The organism is Devosia sp. (assembly GCF_041917035.1).
GTDB lineage: Bacteria > Pseudomonadota > Alphaproteobacteria > Rhizobiales > Devosiaceae > Devosia_A.
The window spans coordinates 1-1,500 of record NZ_JAYRYM010000456.1 but is presented as its reverse complement, the minus strand read 5'-3'; the positions used below and the strand labels follow the sequence as shown (position 1 = coordinate 1,500).

The 1,500-nt window shown below is 68.0% G+C and carries 2 protein-coding genes; both read left to right on the top strand.

Annotated elements, in window-relative coordinates:
• Window positions 1-198 precede the first annotated feature (198 nt).
• Window positions 199-1,011, top strand: coding sequence for a type-F conjugative transfer system secretin TraK (locus ACE3TU_RS22275; protein WP_374628037.1), 813 nt, complete (start codon window positions 199-201; stop codon window positions 1,009-1,011).
• On the top strand, window positions 1,008-1,500 hold a 493-nt coding region (locus tag ACE3TU_RS22270), incomplete at its 3' end, for a hypothetical protein (RefSeq protein ID WP_374628036.1). The genes ACE3TU_RS22275 and ACE3TU_RS22270, both read left to right, overlap by 4 nt.

Sequence of the window (1,500 nt, the reverse complement as noted above, 5' to 3'; positions counted from 1 at the left end):
TCATCCGCGGGCGCCTGCGCACCCTGGTCAACGGCTTCGAGACCGCCAACGACCTCAAGGCCTACCGGGTCGAGTTCAGCTACGCCGGTGCGCGCATGCATTTGAAGAGTTTCAAGGAGGTACCCAATGCCGGCAACTGAACCAACCCAAGCCCGATCCTTGCGTCGGTTCGTCCTTGTGCCTCGGCACGGATGGGCGATGAGTGCCGCAACGGCCGCCATGGCCACCTTGACGGCCGTGCCCGCCCAAGCGCTGCAGATCGTCGAGGCCAGCGACGGCGTGTCGGTCGAAGCCATCGTGTCGATCAAGGAGCCGACCCGCATCCGCATCGACGGGGCACCGATCACCGACGTGTTCGGCAACATCCATTCGAGTCATTGCGGCGCGGCGACGGCCCTTCCCGCCACGCCGGGCATGAGCAGCACAGCACCCGGAGGCGGCGTCAGTTCGGCGATCAATCCGGCCGGCGAGGTCGTGCTGGAGTGCGACCGCGACAAGGGCGAAATCTACGTTCGCCCGGTCGGTGATTCCGTGAAACCGATCAACCTGTTCGTCTCCTCGGCGAATACCACCTACACACTGCTGCTGCGCCGCGCGGACACGCCCGCCGACACCATCGTCATCCGCGACAAGACGCCCAGGGCGTTGAAGCCAGCCACAGCGGCCCAGGCCGGAGCCGGACCGTCACCCAACCCGGTCCGCGCAATGAAGGCGCTGCTGTTGGCGATGGCTTCGGACCGGGTGCCGCCCGACGTCCGGGTCGAAGAGACCCATCGCTCGGTCCCCCTGTGGATCGAGGCGCGCTTCTCGCTCGTGCGTCAGTACGAAGGACGCGGCCTGATCGGCGAGAAGTATCTGCTGCAGAACGTCAGCAATGCCCCCATGGTGCTGGCCGAACCGGAGTTCGATCGCGAGGCCGGCGGCGTCGCCGGCGTCAGTATCGAGCAGCACAACCTGCGCCCCGGCGAGAGCACCAGCGTCTACGTGATCCGCCGAGGAGAGGCGCCATGACTACGCCGCAGCAGCCCTTCCTGTCCCTGCGCGGCCTGCCGCAACGCCTGTCGCAGCACGTGATGCAGCACCTTTCCCCCCGGCAACGCCAATACGCCATGCTCGGCACGCTCCTGGCCGGCGGAGTCGGGCTGCTCTGGCTGATCTTCGCCTTTACCGGCAACCCGCCGAAGACCGGCGCCGCCCAAGCGTCCGCCGGGCAACCGAGTGCGGTCACCAACATCGGTGTGATGCCGCCCGGCGGCCAGGTCAATCCGGTGGATCAATGGGTCGGCACGGCCGGACGCAAGCTCGCCCAGTACGAGAACGAACGCGAAGAGCAAGGACGGCTCAACAAGAACGCCCAAGCCTTCGAAGCGAAGACCATGCAGCGCTTCGCGGACCTGGAACAGCGGCTCACCTCGGCCCAGCAAGCGGCCGCCACCCCGGCGGCGCCCACCCCCGTCGCGACCACGCCGACCGCCCAGCCCCCGGCGGCCACCCGGCCCC

What these genes read in the sequence shown, in the direction of transcription:
- ACE3TU_RS22275 (WP_374628037.1), top strand. Translation starts at nt 199, where the DNA reads ATGAGTGCCGCAACGGCCGCCATGGCCACCTTGACGGCCGTGCCCGCC.